We start from the raw sequence: 17,113 nt of genomic DNA on the forward strand, positions 1-17,113 counted from the left end.
GGAAGAGAGGCGGAAAGACGCTCGGAAATTCTCACAGTATGATGACGTTGTTATGACATTCGCGATGTTTTCGATTCTACGCCCGATGACGCGCGTGTCGTCAATATGACGCAGTGCATATGGGACCATAGGGGACCCCCATCTGCGCAAGGTGACATCGTGAGGCCCGCTACGCTTAGAATGGCGTCTTTGAACCGCGCGGCCGGCCACAAGGCGCCTATGGCATCGTCCGCGCCCAACGCCGCTGCGCTCGCGCGCATGGAGTCTGCATACTCGATGGTCAACACGCCTCAACTCCTCGCCGCCGTCGATCTCGGTTCGAACAGCTTCCGGCTGATTATCGGCCGGGTCGAGGAAACCGACGCAGGCAGCCAGATCTATCAGGTCGACGCGTTGCGCGAACCGGTGCGTCTGGCCGCCGGTCTGTCGCGCGACAAGATGCTCGATCGGGCCTCGCAAGTGCGCGGTTGGGACGCGCTCAAGCGCTTCGGCGAGCGCTTGCGCGACTTTCATCCCGATCACGTTCGCGCGGTTGCCACCAATACGCTGCGCATCGCCAAGAACGCCGGCGAATTTCTCGGCGAGGCGCAAGCAGCGCTTGGCTTTCCGATTGAAGTGATCGCCGGGCGCGAAGAAGCGCGCCTCATCTATGCGGGCGCTGCACACTCCGTGCCCGCCAGTCCGGGCAAGCGTCTGGTCGTGGATATCGGCGGCGGCTCGACAGAATTCATCATCGGCTCGCACTACACGCCGATCAAGATGGAAAGTCTGTACATCGGTTGCGTGAGCCATAGCCGCGCGTTTTTTCCCGCCGGCAATGTCGACGAATACACGATGCGCCAGGCCGAACTCGCCGCAGGCCGCGAAATCCAGATCATTTCCGCCGAGTATAAAAAGACCGGCTGGGAGCAAGCCATCGGTTCGTCGGGCACGGCGCGCGCGTTGGCCGAACTGGTCGAGGCGAACGGTTTCAACGATCCGGGCATCACGCACGGCATTTCGCGCGGCGGCCTCGAGCGCCTCAAGCGTGCGTTGATCAAGGCGGAAAACGTCAATCGCCTGAAGCTGGTGTCGCTCAAAGGCGATCGCATTCCGGTGCTCGCGGGTGGCCTGTCGATCATGATTGCCGTGTTCGACGAACTCGGTGTCGATTACGTCGACACCACCGACGGTGCGCTGCGTCTGGGCGTGCTGTACGACCTGCTGGGCCGTTCGCAGCACGAAGACATGCGCACGGTCACGGTGGGAGGCTTCATGCGCCGCTATGGCGTGGATCGCGCGCAGGCGTCGCGCATCGGCGAACTCGCGGTGAGCTTCTACGATCAGTTCGCGGAGCCCGATCAGGAGCGCCGCGCTGAAAACCATATGTTCCTCGGCTGGGCCGCGGCGCTGCATGAGATCGGCCTGTCGATTTCGCACAGCGCATATCACAAGCATTCGGCGTACATCGCCAGCAATGCCGACATGCCGGGCTTTTCGCGCACCGATCAGGCGCGCCTCGCGGCGCTGGTGCTGGGTCATGCGGGTAAGCTCGGCAAGTTGTCGCAAACGCGCGAAGTGGAGTGGCCGCTGCTGTTCTGCTTGCGGCTCGCGTCATTGCTGTGCCGCCGACGCGCGGATGTCGGCTTGCCTGGTATCGCGGTCGCGCAGGTCAATGGCGGCTATGAAGTGCGTTTGCCGAATGAATGGGTGGCCAACAATCCGCTGACCGATTACAGCCTGATCCAGGAAGCCGCGGAATGGGAGAAGGTCGGTATTCCCTATCGCGTGGTGTATACCGACGATTGACGTCGCCGCGACAAAAGCAAAAAAGCCCGGTACATACCGGGCTTTTTTATCGCCGACGCAGAACCGGCGGCTCGATCCGTTCAGCGCGGCTATGCGTCGCCGAGGAAGTGGCGCGCGTAGCGTGCGTTGATATCGGACAGACGGAACAGCGTCAGAAAGTCTGCGGTATTGAAGTCGGGATCCCAGGCCGGTGCACCGCAAATCTTCGCACCGAGCCGCAGATAACCCTTCACGAGCGGGGGCGGAGTGACGTCGGCGCCCGTTTGCAATTCTTCGACCGGCAGCGGCGTATGAGCGAACGCGCGATATTCCGGCGCCGTCAGCGCGCTGTCGCGCAGCGACATATACAGGTTCGCCGCGTAGTGTCCGCCGTCGACCATCGCGACGCTTGCGCAGCCCAGCATCGTCTCGTAGCCGTTGTGTTTCATGTAGGCGGCGAGGCCCGCCCACAACGACATGATGACCGAGCCGCTGCGGTAATCAGGATGCACGCACGAGCGGCCCACTTCGACCATCTTGGCGCGCAGGTGCGTGAGACGCGACACGTCGAATTCGCTTTCCGCATACAGACGCCCGATGCGCGCGGCCTGGTGCGGCGGCAGCGCGCGATACGTGCCGACCACCTTCAGCGTGTCGAGATCGCGTACCAGCAGATGGTCGCAATACGCGTCGAACGAATCGACATCGAGACCTGCAGGGCCGGTAAGACGCGCGCCCATTTCGTCGGCGAACACGCGGTAGCGCAGACGTTGCGCTTCGCGCAGTTCTTCGTCGGTGCGCGCCCACGTGACTTGCAGGCGATGCTGGGCGGTGACCGTTTCCTCGGCGCGCGGCAGACGTCGCGTTTCGAAGATCGAAGCCAGGGGCAGGGTGGGCGTCGGCAGTTCTCGCATGGGGCGTCCTGGTCGAAAAAAGGGGGAGGTCTTTTTCCGCCAATGTAGTAACGCCTGGTGACGCTCGCATGGCAAAGCCATGACGATTGGATGACTGCCCGTAAGCTGCGTGCGCGCGGCTTGTAATGTCGATGCAGGCGGCGCGATTGTTGTTTTCGCGCGACCCGCGTCGTTACCCTCGGTCGTGTCTTAAACCAGATCGGGGCTCATCGCGGCGAGCAGCACGGCCTGGTCGTCGCCCGCGCGCTCGCGGCTCGCGAGCCACCACACGCCGGCTTTCTTCACCGGCCAACTCGCCTGACTATTCCCGAGCAATTGCGCGGCAACATGGCCGAGCGTCGGTTGATGGCCGACGATTACCACCGTCTGCGCGATGCCTTTGGGCCAGCCGGCGGCTTCGAGTACGTCGTGGGCGCTGGCGTTGGGCGCGAGTTCGCGCACCACGCGATATTGATCGCTCAGGGTTTCGGCCGTCTGGATGGTGCGCACCGCGGGACTTGCGAGCACCACGGCATCGTCGGGCAGACGGGTGCGCAGCCACTTGGCGACGTTCTGAGCCTGCTTGCGGCCCCGGGTGGTCAGTGCGCGAGCGAGATCGCTGCTGGCAAAATCTTCGGCTTCGGCGTGACGCCAGAGAATCAGGTCCATGCGTGTCTCCTTGACTTGGGTTGCGGCACGACTTCGGCGGCCGTCATGGTTTCAATTCGGCGCTAAAAAGCAAAAACCCGCGAAGCCGGAGGCAACGCGGGTTTCGTACTGCTTTTCGTGGTCGGAGCGAAAGGATTCGAACCTTCGACCCTCTGATCCCAAATCAGATGCGCTACCAGGCTGCGCTACGCTCCGACGAATCCGAGATTCTACGTGGCATTGGGTGCCAGAGTCAATCACGAATTGCGTCGAAGTGAAAAGCGGCGCCTGGTGGCGGATCAAAACGGATATCCGGGGCGAACGCGAAGGCGAAATTGCTCCGCCAGCACGGCTAGATGCGTCCCATCAGCAACAGCACGATCACGATGATCAGCACGACGCCGACGAGCCCGGTCGGCCGGTAACCCCATCCGCTGCTGTACGGCCAGCTCGGCAAGGCGCCGATCAGCAGCAGGATGAGCAGAATTAGCAGTATGGTTCCGATGGTCATTTGAATTCTCCCTGTCTGGCCCTCGGGGCAGAGGGGCCGTAGTCTGGTTGGTTCGGCGCATTCGCGCCGGGACGTTTTCGCGCGCGAGTTGCGCGTTCCATGCAACCGGAGACTCAGCAATCCATGTGCCTATCGGGCGTCGCCAGGGAGTCGCGGGAAGGGAGGTACGAGTTAGTGCCGGCGACGCATCCAGTGCGGTCGGTGCATCTGCTGGTGCGTCACCCAGTGGTGCAGCATGCCTTCGCCGTCGTGTTCGCGCCGGTAGGTTCTCGATTCGAAAATCGACAGGGCGAGCAGCACGAGCAGACCTATTGCGAGTCCGATCAGACCCGCGATCGTTTCAGCGTCCATGGCAGTCTCCTATGACATGCGGCTGTGACTTTATAGTAGGTCACGCGGTGCAAAACGGGAGGGTCGGCGTGCGCGCGGCGGCGTCGGGGCATGAGCTTTGCAGGTAGACTCCCGGCGTTCCCGGCTGGTGCTTACCGGCGCCAGGCGGCGAGCATTTCCTTCCGTTTCGAGAGACGACTGTCCATGTTCCGAGTTCAGATGATTGCCTTGTTGTTCGCCGCCGGCCTTGCAGGTTGCGTCGATGGTTCGACGGTTCATCGCCCCGCGCCGCAAGACCCCGCCGATTACCACGGCGTGCCGACCGACACCCGTCCGCCCGCGATGACGCCCGCGCCGGTCGTGCCGTAAAGCGGACTACGCAGTTGCCGCAGCGGGCCCCGCCATGCCGCTTACGAGGCCGGGTAAATAGCGCGCAAGCGTTACGCCGCGCAAGGCCATGAAAAGCAGCATGGCGGCCCACAGACCGTGGTTGCCGTAGAGCGCGAGCAAGGCCCACGAAGCAGCAACGAAGAGCACGAACGACACCGCCATCGCCAGCATCAATTCGCGCGTGCGGGTCGCGCCGATGAACACGCCGTCGAGCAGAAATCCCCATACGGAAATCACCGGCGAGAGCGCGGCCCAAGGCAGATACATTTCCGCTGTCGCGCGTACTGCGGGCTGGTCGGTCAACCCCTCGACGATCCACCTCCCAGCGCCCCAATAGATCAGCGAGAAGCCCAGCGCGCCGAGCGCGGACCACAGCGCCGTGACCTTGATCGCCTGCGAGAAGGCGTGCCGGTCGCGCGCGCCGATTGCGGCGCCGACGAGCGCTTCGGCGGCGTGCGCGAAGCCGTCGAGTCCGTAGGCCATGAACGTCTGAAAATTCAGCAGTAGCGCGTTCGCGGCGAGCGTGGCGTCGCCTTGCCGCGCGCCCAGATGAGCGAACCAGCCGAACGAGCCAAGCAGGCACAGCGTGCGCACGAAGATGTCGCGATTGAGGACTACGAGGCGCCTGAGTGCCACGCCGTCGAGCAAGGCGGCACGGTTCAGCGCGGGCAGTCCGCGCGGCCGGTTGTACCAGAGCAGGGCGGCGCCGAGCACGAAGCCGAGCGTGTCGGCGGTGGCGGTCGCCGCGCCGATGCCCGCTACGCCCCAATCGAACCCATAAACGAACAGCAGCACCGCCACGATGTTGACGCTATTGATGAACACCTGCGACAGCAACGCGAGCCGCACCCGCTGCGTGCCGAGCAACCAGCCGAGTACGACGTAGTTGCCGAGCGCGAGTGGAGCCGCCCAGATGCGCGCATGACAATAGACGCGCGCATGACGCTGCACGGCTTCGCTGCCGCCGATGGCGCGCAATGCGCAATCGATCAGCGGCACCTGCAGCGCGAGCACCGCCGCGCCGATCGTGGCCGCGAGCAGCAGCGCGCGCACGATGTTATTGCGTAGTTCGACCTGATCGCCCGCACCGTGTGCTTGAGCGACCAGCCCCGTGGTGCCCATGCGCAGGAAGCCGAAGCCCCAGAACACGAAGTTGAAAAACAGGCCGCCGAGCGCCACGCCGCCGAGGTAGGACGCGCCCTCCAGATGGCCCGCGACGGCGGTGTCGACGGCGCCGAGTATCGGTTGGGTCAGATTGGCGAGGACGATGGGAAACGCCAGCGTCAGCACGCGCCGGTGCCAGTGCACGGGTAGCGCGGCGGCGGCCGTGGGCGTCTGCGTTTGGGCCGATTTGGTCGCCGTCTGCATCTGACCGTCGTGTGCGGCGTCGTTCAACTGCGTTCCTGCACGCACACCCACGGCGACACGACCACAGCCCACAGGTCGGGGTCGCGCGCGGCATAGTCGGCGGCGGTTTCAGCCTGCACGCGCTCGACGAGACCGGCGGACAACCACTGTGTGACCTGGGTGGTGTCGTCGCCGGCGATCGCCTCCGCGACGCTCACCAGATCGAGATCGCGTGCGACGCGCAGCAGGATGCCGCGCGCAAAAAAGCGTTCCAGCTCGCCCCAGCCGATCTTGGCGGTTTCAGCGAGCAGCGTGGCGTACAGCGGGCTTTGGGGGGCGTCGTTGGAAGTCATCGTAAGCGTGTTTTGAGGGGGTCGTTACTATAAACCATCGGTGTGGGCCGCCAGGGCGGCGCGCCTTCCGGTAGGCTTTGGGTCTTTCGAAAAATCATTCTGAACCTTCATGTCACAGGATTCAACGGCGCCGGCCCCGGGCCCGGTCAACGCTGCAAACGCCACGGCTCATGGCGTGAGCGAACTCACTCTCACGCGTGCCGACGTGGAGCGTCTCATCGCGGCAAGCCTCGCCGATAACCGGCAGCCGCTTCATTTCACCGACTGCGACTTCGAAGGCGCCGATCTGTCGCGGCTCGATCTGCGCGGCGCCGAATTTCATCGCTGCACGATCGCCGAGACCTCGTTTTTCGGCGCGGCGCTTTCGCATACCCGGTGGGTTCGCTGTCGGGGCCGCGAAGCGGATTTCGCGTCGGCGGATCTGGTCGATGCCGCGTTCCAGTCGAGCGATCTGAACAACACGAGTTGGCGGCGCGCCAAACTCGCCTCGGCGTCGTTTCGCGGCTGCAAGCTCACGGGCGCCAATTTCGAAGCCTGCACGTCGCTCGGCCTGAGCTTCGTCGAAACGCTGCTGGTCGGCGCGCACTTGCGCGGCTTGTCGTTTCGCAAGGCGACGCTGGAGCAACTGGATTTCTCCGATGCCGACCTTGCCGGCGTCGATTTCCGGGAGGCAATCTTCGACGGTGGGAGTCTGAAGGACGCGAATCTGAAGGGCGCCCGCTTCGATGGCGCGGACTTGCGCGAGGCCGATCTGAGCGGCGTGCGGCTGGTCGACGCGGCGCTTTTCAAAGGTGCGACGATCTCGCATCAACAGGCCGCGGTACTGGTCACCGAACTGGGATTGCGTGTGATGTAAGGCGCTATGTCGGGGCGTCGAACCGGGCAATTCGACGCTATTCTTATGGCCGCCAATCGTGCGGCCCGCGAACCATATCAGCCAATCAGTTGAATCGATAATGCGGGCGATTTTCCGGGCGGGCTTTTGTCGGCAGAATGCGGTATTAACTGTTTTTTCGCTATTCGCGAATTTCTGGTGAGGAGATTTGCGGTTTATCGTGTTGCGTGATTTGAATTAATATTGCTTCAAGGTGCGTTGGCGCACTAAAGCTGGATTGCCGATAAATCGTCCGGTATAGGCTGATTTAAATAGCGGATATCGGCCAGCGTTCTTTCCTCAGGGGTTTGCGCGCCATTCGTGTAGATCGTGGATAGATGCGGTCTGGCGGCCAGGACGGGTTTTTTCATTCATCCCTGTAACGGTATTTTCTGTCCGCCATCAAGGCGCTTTTGGCCAGTTTAAATCCGTCAGTTTCGGTTCACGTAACGCGGAATCGGTACGCCGAGTCACATTGCAAGTGCAATTAAGCGATTGCACTTGTAAATAGGGGTTGTTAAATTTCGTTCTGGCGCATGGTGAACCGGTCCTTTGCCGATATGCGCCGAACCCCCGTTAGCCCGGCCTCGTGCCGGGCTTTTTTTCTGTCCGGCTTTTGCCCGATTCATGACGGCTTCACACGCGCCGCTCATCATGGAAAATTACATTTCCTTTCATCCGGCCATGACCTGGTTAATCATATTTCTGGTGATCTGGCCGGTCGCGCTCGCGGTGCTGTTTGCTTTCGCGGTGCGTATCGATCCGCGCTCGGGACGCTTGCGCCGACGCTAGCCCATGCGACGCCGCGAATCGCGGAAAGGCAGGCAGGGTTATTGTTTGCAGCGGACCACCATCGAGCGGTTCTTCACATTGGCACCGAAGATGCCGCCGACCGTGCCGCCCGAGGTCGCGCCATTGTCGACGTCTTTCGACACCACGTCGTAGCCGTAGTTGCCGCAGACTTCGCCCGCGCGTTTGTAGCATTCAGCCCAGCTGGAACTCGCGTCGCTGCCGCTGCAGTTGATTGCGAAGCCGGTATCTCCGCTTGGCAGGTAGGTCATCTGGGTGGTGCTCGAGCAGCCGCTCAGGCCGCCGAGCGTCAGCAGGCCAAGACCGATCGCCACGGCGGTGGCGACGGACGCACATGCGCTCTTCATTTCAAATTCCTTTCAGATATCGGAGTAAGACGTGGCGCGTAGCCACGTCGCGTATCGAATGGAGCCTTTTATAGCACGCTGGGTTCCCCGAGCGCGGTTGCACGGCGCGTGCCTGGCGGCGGCACGCGGCTCCAATCGTTGTCTAGCGTGGCGGGAGCGCCCGCGACGGGTCGATCGAGCGGCCCTGATAGCGCAGTTCGAAGTGCAGCATGACCCGGTCGGTGTCGGTGTCGCCCATTTCGGCAATCTTCTCGCCGCGGCTGACCGTTTGGCCTTCCTTCACCAGCAGCGCGCGGTTGTGCGCGTAGGCGGTCAGATATTCCGAGTTGTGCTTGAGGATCAGCAGGTTGCCGTAACCGCGCAAGCCGTTGCCCGCATACACGACCGTGCCGGGCGCCGCCGCCAGCACCGGCGTGCCGGCTGCCGCCGAAATGTCGATGCCTTTGGAGTTGGCGCCGTCGAAGCGGCGGATGACCGTGCCGTCCGCGGGCCAGATCAGTGAAATGCTCGAAGCGGGCGCAGCGGACGGCGCGCTCTCGGCCGGCGCCGCACGCGGTGTCGCCGAAGCGCTTGCGCCGCCACCACTGCTTCGCACGGCGCCGCTCGTCGATGCGCCGCCCGGCGGAACGACGCGCAGCACCTGGCCGACCTCGATGGCGTCCGGATTGGCCAGATTGTTCCAGCGCACGATGCTGGGCACGGATTGCCGGCTGCTGCGCGCGATCTTCGACAGCGTATCGCCCCGTTCGACCCGGTAAAAGCCTGGCGCCACCGGCGCCGACCCGCACGCGGCGAGCAGAGCCAGCAACGACGCGCAGGCGAGTCGTTTCATCATTCTTGTTGTTCCCCGCATGGGACCTCGCAAAGCGCTGCCGCGCGCCGATCCCGATCACGCGGCAGGTGGATGCAAAGCGTCCGATTCTAACGGTTTTGCGCTGCGGCACCCGAAATGTGGGTAGCCGAAGCACTTCGTGCGGCGCGCGACGCGACCGGAAGCCGCCTGGCTGCGCTGTCTGCCCGGAGCGCGTCCAAGGCTTTCCGGGACCGCGAACGGCTCCCTGAAAAGCCTCCGCTCAGGCTGGTTTGCCGACGCTGATGCGCAGCGTCGCCGTTTCGGTTTGACCCGCTTCGAGCCAGCGCAAACCCCGGTCGTTGTGAATCGCGTCCGGCAAACCGAGCCAGGGCTCGACGCAATAGAAGTCCGATCCGGCCGCTTCGGTCCACGTCGTCACGGCATACCAGGGCACCGAGCCGGGCCGTTGGAGGTCGATCGTGATCACACGGTTCAGGCCGGGCGCCGTCAGTCGCACCGGTTGATCCGGCGCACCGACGAGGCAATGGAAGCGGTCGAGGATGCGCGCCTCGTCGAGCGTATAGCGCGGCGCGCCGGGTTCGCCCGGGCTGATCGAGCCGTCTTCCTGCTGGTAGCAGCGTTCGGTTTTCGGCAAGTCCAGCGTGGATTCGCCGCGCTGCGTATGCGGCAGCGTGAAGTAGAAGTGATGGCCGGCGTAGTAGGGCAGTCGCGTGTCGCCCGTGTTGGTGGTCGTGAGGCTGACGTCCAGCGTGTGCGCGTCGACCAGCGTATAGGTCGCTTCGAAGCGGAAGCCGAACGGGTAGCCGGCGCGGGTCGCATCGCTGTCGGTCAGGACCATGCGCAGGCCGGCGCCGTCCGTGTCGGCGTGGGCGTCGAAGGGCAGATCGCGGGCGAAGCCGTGCATCGGCAGTTCGCGAACCGTGCCTGCGGCGTCGCGCCAGTAGCCGATCTTGCCGTCCACGCGGTGTCGGCCGAGAAACGGAAACAGCAGCGGATTGCCGCCGCGAACGCGTGCCGGCTGGCTCCAGTCGGCGTGCTCGGGCCAATGGATCACCTCTTCGCCGTCGATGATCCACGACATCAGGCGGCCGCCCGCTTGCGGCGCGAAACGGAGCACGGAGGTGTCCTGGGCAATCTCGAGAATGTCCGGTTGCTGGGAAAGAGGCATGGTCGGTGGGCTGAAAAAGTAGGGGTGGAAGACGCCGATTCTGCGCTGCTTTGCGCTACGGGGAAACCCTTCTGGGGAAATTGCGGGTGTCGCACGTCCGTGCTCTTTGCCGATAATGGCCTCGACTGCCCGGTAACTTCGACGACCGGGCGAGACTGCTCCGGAGGCTTCATGGATCTCGCAATGGCAATGGGTGTGGCGTTGTTCGGCATGTTTGCGGCAAGCACGGTCTACTTTTTTTACAAGCTCGAGGGCTGATCCGTACGCTTCGCTTCAGGTCTTGCAGGTTGCCGCCTGCCGGTAGCGCGTGACGTCGACGCGTATGACCTGACGCTTCAAGGAATCGCTCAGAACGCGGGCTGTCCGTCATGGCAGCCCGTTTCTTTTTCTGCGGCGTAACAACGGTTTCCAGTTGTGACGCAGCGCATCAATATTTCCCCGAATGCGGTGCAAACGCTTGGCGCTGACATTCCAGCCAGGCATAATCGGTGCGCTTTTGCTGCGCCCGTTTTTCCTTCCGTGGCGCGCTGTTCCCCGACATTTTCCTTACAAGGACCGCCGCGTGAACCTGTCGTTTCTGATTTTTCTCAGCGTGCTGCAAGGCGTCACCGAACTGTTTCCGGTGAGCAGCCTCGGCCATACGCTGCTCGTGCCCGCTCTGTTCGGGATGCATATCGACAAACACGCGCCGCAGCTGCTGCCGTTTCTCGTCGCGCTGCATCTCGGCACGGCGTTCGCGTTGCTGTGGTACTTCCGCAAGCGCTGGTGCGCGCTGTTTCGCGGTTTCTTCGCCTCGTTCGGCGGACGTCGCAACGACGACGCGCATATGATGTGGGCGCTCATCATCGGCACGATTCCGGCGGGTCTGGTCGGACTGATCCTTGAAAAACGACTCGAGCGACTTTTCCACGATCTGCGCATCGTGGCGATCGCGCTGATTGTCAACGGCGTGTTGCTGTGGTTCGGGGATCGGCTGCAGCGCTCGCGCGCGCATCAGTCGCCGGAGAAGCTCACGTTCCGCCAGGCCTTTCTGGTCGGTCTGGCGCAGATCGGCGCGCTGATTCCGGGTTTCTCGCGCAGCGGTCTGACGATGATCGCCGGCAACGCGGCGGGCCTCACGGCGGAGAAGTCGGCGGAGTTTTCGTTCCTGCTTGGCACGCCGATCATTTTCGCGGCCGGTGTGCTCGAACTGCCGAAGCTGTTTCATGCGCCGGGTCAACTCGCGGACGCGCTGCTCGGCGGCGTGCTGACCGCCATCGCGGCTTATCTCAGCGTGCGCTTCCTGATGCGCTATTTCGAAGGCCGTGGACGTCTGGCTTCGTTCGGCGTGTATTGCGTGATCGCCGGTGCGCTGTTCCTCGGCTGGTTCGTGCTGCATCCGCAGCCGGTTTGATCCCGGGCGGATCGTCTGCTGCCGGGCGTCCAGCGATGTGGCGAGTCGGGAACGATCGGTTATAATCCGGGCCCAGCTCAACTTGCCGTCAGTTACAATTTCGGTATTCGGGACGCTGCCGCTCGCAAATGTATGAGGGCGCAGGGTCCAGTGCCCAACAGCAGGTTCTCATTGCGGGCGATGCGCGTAGCAACTGGCGCTTGCATCGCCTCACGTCAATACGGCAGTAGCTCAGCTGGATAGAGCATCGGCCTTCTAAGCCGAGGGTGGGGGGTTCGAGTCCCTCCTGCCGTACTTCATCTTTTTCCCTGCACCCCACTTCAACAAGCGCGCGCCGCGGCAAGCCACGACGCGCGGTCATGCAACGCTCAGCCCGCCGCCTTCACCTCGATCGAGTCGACCCGATCCGGGTAGAACGCCAGATGCTGCGCGATTTCCTTCACCGCCGCATACGGCGACTCGTAGGTCCACACCGAATTCACGGTCCGCTCGCCGCCGAGCGGAATGCTGTAGTACGCGCAATCGCCCTTGTACGGGCAGTAAGTTGCGTGATCGGTGCGCTCGAGCAGTGACATCTCGGTGTCCGTGCGCGGGATGTAATACGCCGCCGGATACGACGCCTCGCGCAACACCAGCGCCTTTTGCGTATCCGCGATCACGCGGCCGGCCACGGTCACGACCACGCGAGCCTGAGCGGGCTCGACCGTGATCGGATGATCGGGGCCGGGGACCTTGATGGTTTTTTCAGTCATGCTGTCGAGCTCCTGATGAAATGGGCAGGCCTGCAACGTCGTAAGAGGATGTCGAGCCGTCATAGGTGTGAGCACCTCGCTCCTTCGCTCGAAGCATACGCTGGTCGCGAGAACGCTGCCCGAGCTTGGCGTGCGTGCGGGAAACGTAAAAAAAGGCAGCCGAAGCTGCCCTGTGAAAGTCCCAACTCGCGCGAGACGTTGCTCGCCTTTTAAGTTTCATCTGCTTGAAAAATGGCTGCTTGTACGCGGCGCTGACTGCGGGGTATTCCGCGCGGAAAAGACGGGCTTCGTGTCGCCGTGCGGCGCTCACTGGGCGGCGCCGGCGAGAATGTAGTAGCAGGCGATCAACAGCAACGCGAAGGACGTCAACAGGCAGGCAAAACCGATGCGTGTGAGCCAGTTCGGCCAGCGCGTGCGCGGTAAGCGGTCCATCCGCACGACGCGCCGCGCGAGGCCTGGATCGCGGCGCAGCGCAAGCGGCACGAGCGCCATGCAGAGCAATGCGAGCGCGACGGTGGCGGTTTGCAGCGCACAGGAGAGGTTCATGATGACGTGGCCTAAGGTGTAATTCGCGCGGAAGCGCAACAGTCCAATCTTAGAAAAGCATCTTCTCGGGCGGAATGAGATCGATCCTAAAATTCGGTGCGCCGGGCCGGTTGCCGCTTGATGCAGATCGTCGCCAGACTGTGGCGTGCGGTCACATCGGGAGGGACATGCTATGCTTTTGAGGTCCAGATCATGAGCCGCGGCGAGCGCACTCGTGAACGCTTGCCACACTTTCGAGGAGAACCCTTCATGTCGATGCGAACCCGAGTCCTGTTTCATCTGAGCGCCGGTTGTCTCCTGCTTGGCAGTGCATTCGGCGCGCAAGCGGCGAACCTCGGCTTTCTGAACGACACGCCGATCAGCTACATGAAGCAGCGCGACATCGACTCGGTCAAAAAGGCCGTGTTCGCTGCGTTGAACGACAAGAAGGACGGCGAAAGCACGACCTGGGTCAATGAAGGCACCGGCAACAGCGTCAAGATCGACGCCAACATCACGGTGGCCAGCACCGCCAAGGACGGCGACCGCACTTGCCGCGATCTCGGCGTCGTGCTCAATGCCAAGGGTCAATCGATGAACCTGCGCCCGCAGTTCTGCAAGCAGGGCAGCGGCAACTGGGTGCTGCAGAAAAAGCACTGAGCATGCGAGCGGGGATGACAGCGCCGGCGGACTCGCGCCGGGCGCGGCGCATGGCTGATCGTTCTCACGCCCCGATCCGGCGATGATGACGCGCGTCGTCTCGTGCGGCATCGTCTTGCTCGACCCGCAGGGGCGGGCGCTACTCGCGCACGCTACCGAAACCTCGCACTGGGACATTCCCAAGGGACATGGCGAAGAGGGCGAGGCGCCGCACATTACGGCCGTGCGCGAAATGGTCGAGGAAACGGGTATCGCCATCGAGCCCGAACGGCTGACGGATCTGGGGCTGTTCGTTTACCGGCGGGACAAGGATTTACATCTGTTCGCCGCGCGTGCTCGCGCGAGCGAACTCGATCTCAGTACGTGCACCTGTACGTCGTTCTTCCCGCGTCGCACCGACGGCACGCTGATTCCGGAAATGGATGCCTACCGCTGGGCTGCGCCGCACGAGGTCGAACGCTATGCGAGCCGCAGTCTCACGCGGCTCTTTCAGACCATCCTGTCGCTCGGGGAACTCCACCGGTCGCTGTAGCGGTGGCGTGTGAGTCGATACGCTCAGTCGAGCGCGCGATCGTTCGGATGCGCGAACAGTGCGCGATTCTGTTCCGATAGCGGAAAATTCAGATTGATGCCGCGCGGTGGAATAGGCTGCGTGAACCACTGCCGATACAGACGCTCCGCGTCGCCGGAAGTCTGACCGCGCGCGATCACGCCGTTCACCAGTGCGCGGAACGGTTCATCGCCTTTGCGGAACATGCACGCGTAGACCTCGGCGCCGAGCGACGTGCCGGTCACCACGAAGTCCTCAGGGCGCGCGTCGGTCGCCTTGAAGCCGTACACGATCGGCTCGTCCATCACGAAGGCCACGGCCTTGTCATCCTTGAGCGCGGTGAACGCCTCCTGGTGATCGCGCGCACTCGTGATGCGCATGTTCAGGTGTTTCTCGGTGTTGAGCTGACGCAGCAGGCGCTCGTCGGAGGTGCCCGCGGTCGTGACGACCGTCTTGCCGGCCAGTTCCGAAAAATCCGTAATACCGCTGCTCTTGCGCGTGATCATGCGCACTGCATACTGGAAGAAACTGTTCGAAAAGGCTGCGACGTTTTCGCGCTCCACGGTATGCGTGGTGGAACCGCACTCCAGGTCGATCTGATTGTTGAGCAGCATCGGCGTGCGATTCGACGAGGTCACGGTAATTTCGTGCACCTTCAGCTGCGGCATGCTGAGCGTCTTCCTGATTTCGTCGACGATCTGCATCGCGATGGCCTGCGAATAGCCCACCGTTGCCTTGCCGTCGAAATAGGAGAAGGGCATCGACGCTTCGCGTACGCCGAGCACGACCACGCCGTCGTCGTGGATTTTCTTCAGCGTGCCGGTGAGTTCGTCCGCGCGGACAGGGCTGGCCAGCATGACGGTGCCGAACGTGAGCAGCGCGGCGAGCAAATGACGCGTGCGGTGCGTTTGACTGCGTGTAATGGTCCCGCGGCGGACTGCAACTTTCATCGGACCTCCCGGACTGGCGCGGACCCGAGGTCGCGCTGTCGCTGTCGATGGAACATGGTGCAACAAAACGGCGTGCATCTCATGGACAAGATGCACGCCGTATTCAGGTTCAACTGCGCGACGAGCGCCCCGGCTTACGCCGGCTTGCCCCAGCTGTCGCGCAAGCTGACGATACGGTTGAACACGGGCTTGCCCGGCTTCGAATCGACCCGGTCGGCGACGAAGTAGCCATGGCGCTCGAACTGGTAACGCTGCTCCGGCAGGGCCTCGCGCGCGCCCGGTTCGAGATACGCGTTGACCACGCGCTTCGAGTCCGGATTCAGCGCCTCGAGGAAATCGCGGCCACCGGCGTCCGGTTGCGCATCCTTGAACAGTCGGTCGTAAATCCGCACTTCCGCCGGGCAGGCGCTGGCTGCGCTGACCCAGTGAATGTTGCCTTTGACCTTGTAGTTGTTCGCGCCTTCCGTACCGGACTTGCTGTCCGGGAAGTACGTGCAATGGACTGCCACGATGTTGCCGTTCTCGTCCTTGTCCGCGCCCACGCATTCGATCACGTAGCCATAACGCAGACGGACCTTGTTGCCCGGGAACAGGCGGAAGTAGCCTTTCGGCGGCGTTTCGTTGTAGTCGTCGCGTTCGATCCACAGCTCGCGCGAAATCGGAAACTCGCGCACGCCCATTTCCGGATGATGCGGGTGAACCGGCGCATTGCACGACTCGGTGACGCCTTCCGGAAAATTGTCGATGATCAGCTTGACCGGATCGAGCACGGCGGCCGTACGCGGCGCCTTGTCGTCCAGATCGTCGCGCAGCGCGCCTTCGAACACGCTCATGTCGATCCACGAATCGACCTTGGTCACGCCGATGCGCTCGCAGAACAACTGGATCGCTTCCGGCGTAAAACCACGGCGACGCACGCCAACGATGGTCGGCATGCGCGGATCGTCCCAGCCTTCGACGTGACCTTCGTTCACGAGTTGCAGCAGCTTGCGCTTGCTGGTGATCGCGTAGGTCAGGTTCAGACGCGAGAACTCGATCTGTTGCGGCAGCGGACGCGTGAAAATGCCGGCTTCGGCCAGCTCGTTCAGAATCCAGTCATAGAGCGGACGATGGTCTTCGAACTCCAGCGTGCACAGCGAATGCGTGATGTTTTCCAGCGCGTCCGAAATACAGTGCGTGTAGTCGTACATCGGGTACACGCACCATTTGTCGCCGGTGCGGTAGTGATGCGCGAAACGGATCCGGTAGATGACCGGATCGCGCATGTTGAAGTTCGGCGACGACATGTTGATTTTGGCGCGCAGCACATGCTCGCCTTCCTTGAACTCGCCTGCCTTCATGCGGCGGAACAGGTCCAGGTTTTCCTCCACCGAGCGCTCGCGGAAGCGCGACGGCGTGCCGACTTCGGTGGCCGAGCCACGGTTCGCACGCATTTCTTCGGCCGACTGGCTGTCCACATAGGCCTTGCCGCGTTCGATCAGCAGTTCGGCGAACTCGTACAGCTTGTCGTAGTAGTCGCTCGCGTAGTACAGCTCTTCCTTGCCGCTCTTTTCCCATTCAAAGCCGAGCCAACGCACGGCGTCGATGATCGAATCGACGTATTCGACGCTTTCCTTTTCCGGATTGGTGTCGTCGAAACGCAGATGGCACACGCCGCCATAGCTGCGCGCCACGCCGAAGTTCAAACAGATGCTCTTGGCATGACCGATGTGCAGATAACCGTTCGGCTCCGGCGGGAAGCGCGTTTCGACACGCTGACCCCACTTGCCGTTGCGGTTGTCTTCGTCAATGATGTTGCGGATGAAATTGGATGCCGCTGGCGCGTCGTTGCGTTCGGTATTCATGCGAGAAAGTGAAAGTCTGTCGGGGGCGCGCAATGCACCCACTTATGCGTCAATTCTACCTGACACGTTCCGTTGCGGCTGACGAGTGCGGCGTGTAGCCAACGTTTGAGCGGATTTGACGGGTTTGTGGAAGTTTGACGGTCGGCTGCAAGCTGGGTTAAAGGTGCTGTAACAGGAGGTAAAACGG

The 17,113-nt window shown here is 62.8% G+C and carries 20 protein-coding genes and 2 tRNA genes; 8 read left to right on the forward strand and 14 right to left on the reverse strand.

Annotation, left to right across the window (positions count from 1 at the left end):
* Positions 1–180: 180 nt before the first annotated feature.
* Positions 181–1,788, forward strand: a complete 1,608-nt coding sequence (locus FQ705_RS02710; RefSeq protein WP_409934670.1) for an exopolyphosphatase — start codon at positions 181–183, stop codon at positions 1,786–1,788.
* An 89-nt stretch (positions 1,789–1,877) separates the two neighbouring features.
* On the opposite strand, the gene FQ705_RS02715 is transcribed toward FQ705_RS02710, so the two are convergent.
* From FQ705_RS02715 to FQ705_RS02735, 5 genes are all read right to left on the reverse strand, one after another.
* Positions 1,878–2,681 carry a GNAT family N-acetyltransferase gene (locus tag FQ705_RS02715; protein ID WP_144137916.1) on the reverse strand — a complete coding sequence of 268 codons (804 nt, stop codon included), beginning with the start codon at positions 2,679–2,681 and terminating at the stop codon, positions 1,878–1,880.
* A 189-nt stretch (positions 2,682–2,870) separates the two neighbouring features.
* Entirely contained in the window at positions 2,871–3,329 is a 459-nt protein-coding gene (sixA, locus tag FQ705_RS02720; RefSeq protein ID WP_144137917.1) for a phosphohistidine phosphatase SixA, read from the reverse strand.
* 118 nt (positions 3,330–3,447) lie between these two features.
* Positions 3,448–3,524, reverse strand: a tRNA-Pro gene (locus FQ705_RS02725).
* Between the two features lie 136 nt (positions 3,525–3,660).
* Complete coding sequence (locus FQ705_RS02730) at positions 3,661–3,819, reverse strand: DUF3309 family protein (RefSeq protein WP_144137918.1); 159 nt, start codon at positions 3,817–3,819, stop codon at positions 3,661–3,663.
* A gap of 171 nt (positions 3,820–3,990) precedes the next feature.
* Positions 3,991–4,170: a hypothetical protein gene (locus FQ705_RS02735; protein ID WP_144137919.1), complete on the reverse strand. Its 180-nt coding sequence runs from the start codon at positions 4,168–4,170 to the stop codon at positions 3,991–3,993.
* Positions 4,171–4,353: 183 nt separating this feature from the next.
* Here FQ705_RS02735 and FQ705_RS33920 point away from each other — a divergent pair, with 183 nt between their 5' ends.
* A complete protein-coding gene (locus tag FQ705_RS33920; RefSeq protein ID WP_186307766.1) occupies positions 4,354–4,518 on the forward strand; it encodes a hypothetical protein in 165 nt (54 codons plus the stop codon).
* Positions 4,519–4,524: 6 nt separating this feature from the next.
* Here the strand turns inward: FQ705_RS33920 and FQ705_RS02740 are convergent, their stop codons facing one another.
* Both FQ705_RS02740 and FQ705_RS02745 read right to left on the reverse strand, forming a co-directional pair.
* Positions 4,525–5,934 (reverse strand): MATE family efflux transporter, encoded by a 1,410-nt coding sequence (locus FQ705_RS02740; RefSeq protein ID WP_409934671.1) that lies wholly within the window; start codon positions 5,932–5,934, stop codon positions 4,525–4,527.
* Positions 5,931–6,239 (reverse strand): DUF2288 domain-containing protein, encoded by a 309-nt coding sequence (locus FQ705_RS02745; RefSeq protein WP_144137920.1) that lies wholly within the window; start codon positions 6,237–6,239, stop codon positions 5,931–5,933. The genes FQ705_RS02740 and FQ705_RS02745 overlap by 4 nt, the downstream gene beginning before the upstream one ends.
* Positions 6,240–6,348: 109 nt before the next feature.
* On the opposite strand from FQ705_RS02745, the gene FQ705_RS02750 reads away from it, so the two are divergent.
* Both FQ705_RS02750 and FQ705_RS34390 read left to right on the forward strand, forming a co-directional pair.
* A complete protein-coding gene (locus FQ705_RS02750; RefSeq protein WP_144137921.1) occupies positions 6,349–7,095 on the forward strand; it encodes a pentapeptide repeat-containing protein in 747 nt (248 codons plus the stop codon).
* Between the two features lie 672 nt (positions 7,096–7,767).
* Positions 7,768–7,905: a hypothetical protein gene (locus tag FQ705_RS34390; RefSeq protein ID WP_186307767.1), complete on the forward strand. Its 138-nt coding sequence runs from the start codon at positions 7,768–7,770 to the stop codon at positions 7,903–7,905.
* 38 nt (positions 7,906–7,943) lie between these two features.
* Here FQ705_RS34390 and FQ705_RS02755 read toward each other — a convergent pair whose 3' ends face one another.
* From FQ705_RS02755 to FQ705_RS02765, 3 genes are all read right to left on the reverse strand, one after another.
* Complete coding sequence (locus FQ705_RS02755) at positions 7,944–8,270, reverse strand: hypothetical protein (protein WP_144137922.1); 327 nt, start codon at positions 8,268–8,270, stop codon at positions 7,944–7,946.
* Between the two features lie 142 nt (positions 8,271–8,412).
* Positions 8,413–9,123 carry a peptidoglycan DD-metalloendopeptidase family protein gene (locus FQ705_RS02760; protein WP_144137923.1) on the reverse strand — a complete coding sequence of 237 codons (711 nt, stop codon included), beginning with the start codon at positions 9,121–9,123 and terminating at the stop codon, positions 8,413–8,415.
* Between the two features lie 220 nt (positions 9,124–9,343).
* On the reverse strand, positions 9,344–10,252 hold the full coding sequence (locus tag FQ705_RS02765) for an aldose epimerase (protein ID WP_144137924.1): 909 nt from the start codon (positions 10,250–10,252) through the stop codon (positions 9,344–9,346).
* 562 nt (positions 10,253–10,814) lie between these two features.
* On the opposite strand from FQ705_RS02765, the gene FQ705_RS02770 reads away from it, so the two are divergent.
* The gene (locus tag FQ705_RS02770) at positions 10,815–11,645 is read left to right on the forward strand and encodes an undecaprenyl-diphosphate phosphatase (protein ID WP_144137925.1); all 831 of its coding nucleotides are present in this window, start codon (positions 10,815–10,817) and stop codon (positions 11,643–11,645) included.
* A 220-nt stretch (positions 11,646–11,865) separates the two neighbouring features.
* Positions 11,866–11,939, forward strand: a tRNA-Arg gene (locus FQ705_RS02775).
* A 74-nt stretch (positions 11,940–12,013) separates the two neighbouring features.
* Here the strand turns inward: FQ705_RS02775 and FQ705_RS02780 are convergent.
* Both FQ705_RS02780 and FQ705_RS02785 read right to left on the reverse strand, forming a co-directional pair.
* Positions 12,014–12,397 carry a DUF427 domain-containing protein gene (locus tag FQ705_RS02780; RefSeq protein WP_144137926.1) on the reverse strand — a complete coding sequence of 128 codons (384 nt, stop codon included), beginning with the start codon at positions 12,395–12,397 and terminating at the stop codon, positions 12,014–12,016.
* Positions 12,398–12,703: 306 nt separating this feature from the next.
* Entirely contained in the window at positions 12,704–12,943 is a 240-nt protein-coding gene (locus FQ705_RS02785) for a hypothetical protein (RefSeq protein ID WP_144137927.1), read from the reverse strand.
* Positions 12,944–13,192: 249 nt separating this feature from the next.
* Here FQ705_RS02785 and FQ705_RS02790 point away from each other — a divergent pair, with 249 nt between their 5' ends.
* Together FQ705_RS02790 and FQ705_RS02795 are read left to right on the forward strand one after the other, a co-directional pair.
* Positions 13,193–13,582 carry an RT0821/Lpp0805 family surface protein gene (locus FQ705_RS02790; RefSeq protein WP_144137948.1) on the forward strand — a complete coding sequence of 130 codons (390 nt, stop codon included), beginning with the start codon at positions 13,193–13,195 and terminating at the stop codon, positions 13,580–13,582.
* Positions 13,583–13,664: 82 nt separating this feature from the next.
* The gene (locus tag FQ705_RS02795) at positions 13,665–14,114 is read left to right on the forward strand and encodes an NUDIX hydrolase (protein ID WP_144137928.1); all 450 of its coding nucleotides are present in this window, start codon (positions 13,665–13,667) and stop codon (positions 14,112–14,114) included.
* Between the two features lie 23 nt (positions 14,115–14,137).
* On the opposite strand, the gene FQ705_RS02800 is transcribed toward FQ705_RS02795, so the two are convergent.
* On the reverse strand, positions 14,138–15,082 hold the full coding sequence (locus FQ705_RS02800; RefSeq protein WP_409934672.1) for a transporter substrate-binding domain-containing protein: 945 nt from the start codon (positions 15,080–15,082) through the stop codon (positions 14,138–14,140).
* Between the two features lie 134 nt (positions 15,083–15,216).
* On the reverse strand, positions 15,217–16,926 hold the full coding sequence (locus FQ705_RS02805) for a glutamine--tRNA ligase/YqeY domain fusion protein (protein WP_144137929.1): 1,710 nt from the start codon (positions 16,924–16,926) through the stop codon (positions 15,217–15,219).
* Between the last annotated feature and the right edge of the window lie 187 nt (positions 16,927–17,113).

This window comes from Paraburkholderia sp. BCC1884 (assembly GCF_900996225.1).
In the GTDB taxonomy this organism is placed as follows: Bacteria; Pseudomonadota; Gammaproteobacteria; order Burkholderiales; family Burkholderiaceae; genus Paraburkholderia.